Origin of the sequence: Thauera phenylacetica B4P (assembly GCF_000310225.1) — a bacterium.
Taxonomy (GTDB): Bacteria; Pseudomonadota; Gammaproteobacteria; order Burkholderiales; family Rhodocyclaceae; genus Thauera; species Thauera phenylacetica.
The window spans coordinates 1-2,438 of sequence record NZ_AMXF01000378.1 but is presented as its reverse complement, the minus strand read 5'-3'; the positions used below and the strand labels follow the sequence as shown (position 1 = coordinate 2,438).

The following is a 2,438-nucleotide window of genomic DNA, read 5'->3' as shown; positions in this document are numbered from 1 at the left end:
ACCGCCTCGCTGTCGTGCAGCGCCGCGAGCGCGCGCCGGCGCTCGGCGCGGACGCGCGCCTCGCCGAGCTCGCGCTCGATCGCGGGGGCGAGGCGGGCGAGGTTGTCCTTCATCAGGTAGTCGTGGGCGCCGCGGCGCATCAGCTCGATCGCGGTCTCGTCGCCGATGGTGCCCGACACCACGATGAAGGGCAGGTCGAGCCCGCTCGCGTGCAGCTCGGCGAGCGCGCTGCGCGCGTCGAAGCCGGGCAGGTTGAAGTCCGACAGCACCACGTCCCAGGCCTCGCCGGCGAGCGCCGCGCGCATCTCCGCCGCGCCCTCGACGCGGCGATGGTGCAGCGCGAAGCCGGCCCGCCGCAGCGCGCGCAGCACCAGCAGCGCGTCGCTCTCGGAGTCCTCCACCATCAGCACGGCGAGCGCGCGCGGCGTGGGGTCGGTGCGCGTGTCCGGGGTGCCCGCAGAGGGCGGCGGGGCGGAGTTCGGGGGAAGGTTCAAGGCGCTCGCCTCATGTCGGCGTTGCGTTCGATGCAGGCGGCGTCGGCCCCGGCAGCAGCGGCAGGGTGAAGCGGAAGCAGGCGCCTTCGCCCGGCGTGGCCTCGGCCTCCAGCACGCCGCCGTGGCGCACGATGATGCGGTGCACGATCGCCAGCCCGATGCCGGTGCCGGGGAAGTCGTGCTGCGAGTGCATGCGCTGGAAGGGCACGAACAGCCGGGCAGCGTACTTTGTGTCGAAGCCCGCGCCGTTGTCGCGCACGAAATACTGTGCCAGCGGGCCCCCGCCGAGGGGATCGACGAGCTCCCGGCAGCCGAGCTCGACCCGTGCCGCGGGCACGCGCGCGGTGAACTTGCAGGCGTTGTCGAAGAGGTTGGCGAGCGCGATCCCGAGCAGGCGGCGGTCGCCCCAGACCGTGAGCCCGGGCGCGATCGCGAACTGGATGTGGCGCCCCGGCCAGCTCTCGCGCACGCGCTCGGCCACCTCGCGGGCGAGCACGTCGAGCTCCAGCCACTCGAACACCGGCTCGCCGCGGGTGACGCGCGCCAGCTGCAGCAGGTCCTCGATGAGCAGGTTCATGCGCGCGCACTCGCCGCGGATGCGCGCGAGGTATTCCTGCGCGTCCGCGGGCAGGGCGGCGCCGTGATCCTCCTCGAGCGCCTGCGCCCAGCCGCCGATGCCGCGCAGCGGCGCGCGCAGGTCGTGCGACACCGAGTAGCTGAAGCTCTCCAGCTCGCGGTTGGCGAGCTCGAGCTGGCTGCGCTGCTGGTGCAGGGCCTGCAGGGTCTCGCCGAGGGCGTCGGCCATGTGGTCGAACTGCGCGCCGAGCGCGGCGATCTCGTCCTTGCCCTGCATGCCGAGGCGGTGCTCGTAGTGGCCCTTCTCGATCGCCCGCGCGCCCTCGTGCAGTTCCTGCAGGGGCTCGAGGATGCGGCGATGCACCAGGAAGAGCTCGAGGCCGATCACCAGGGCCAGGGCGAGGATGAGGCCGGCGATCAGGCGCTCCTGATCGGCGTGCAGCTTTTCCAGCCGGGCCTGGCTGAGATGGAGCAGGCGCAGGGTGTCGCTGGCCACCAGCTGCGTCGCGTCCATGAAGCGCACCGCGGCGAGACGCTGCGCCTCGAGCAGCGCGGGCGTGGGTGCGCTGCCCGCGTCCTCGCGCAGGCGATCGGCGGCGAGCGCCTCGAACAGCGCCGGCAGCTCCGCGTGGCGCGCGCGCAGGCCCGCGATGATCGGCTCGCCGGGGGTGCCGTCCATCAGCGCGGGCGCGAGCAGCGTGCCGAGCGCCTGGTGGCTCTCGTACCAGCGCGTGCGTGCGGTCGGCGAGGGCGCGGCGAGGAACTCGAAGATGCGCGCGCGCATCTGCGCGGCCCCCACCGGCCCGATCTGCGCCGCCATGCGGCCGCGCTCGAGCTCGGCGCGCAAGGCCAGGTTGTTCGCGATCCACAGCGCCGTGACGAGCACGACGGTGACCAGCGAGGCGATCGCGATCGCCCATTGCTGCCTGCGGATCAGCACGCGGATCCCTCCGTATCGATGGCCTGCTCCTGCTTCCGGACTAGTCCACAACCCTAGGGGCACGCACGGAATTTTACCGATTGTCCCTAGACACCCCGTAGAGGGAACATGCAGGCCAAGAAAGTACATGCCGACGGCAAATCCGCGGCGGATGCGAATAGTAACGGGAGTCCCCTGATTGGTTCCATCGTCGTGTGGAACGTTCCGTGAGCGAAGTCCGCAAGGACGCCGAATTGCCGCACCGCCGCAGGGCGAGCGCGGCGCAAGTGGAGAAGCGCCTAGTGTCCCCAGCCCCCCAAGCCCCCGCTCCGAAGGATTCGCAGATCCTGCCCCTGGCCGCGCTCGCCGCGCCCGGGCTGGCGGGGGCGCTGCTGCTCGGCCTGCTCGTTCCGGGTGCGGCGGGCATCGCCGCGGCGGGCTGCGTCGGC

3 protein-coding genes are annotated in these 2,438 nt (G+C 72.6%); 1 reads left to right on the top strand and 2 read right to left on the bottom strand.

Annotated elements, in window-relative coordinates; genetic code table 11:
• Together C667_RS22170 and C667_RS22165 are read right to left on the bottom strand one after the other, a co-directional pair.
• Positions 1-494: response regulator (locus C667_RS22170; protein WP_004385756.1), on the bottom strand; the 494-nt coding region annotated here is incomplete at its 3' end.
• Between the two features lie 10 nt (positions 495-504).
• The gene (locus C667_RS22165) at positions 505-2,010 is read right to left on the bottom strand and encodes a sensor histidine kinase (protein ID WP_004385755.1); all 1,506 of its coding nucleotides are present in this window, start codon (positions 2,008-2,010) and stop codon (positions 505-507) included.
• A gap of 206 nt (positions 2,011-2,216) precedes the next feature.
• On the opposite strand from C667_RS22165, the gene C667_RS22160 reads away from it, so the two are divergent.
• Positions 2,217-2,438, top strand: a 222-nt coding sequence (locus tag C667_RS22160; RefSeq protein WP_004385754.1) for a hypothetical protein, incomplete at its 3' end; no start/stop codon positions are given.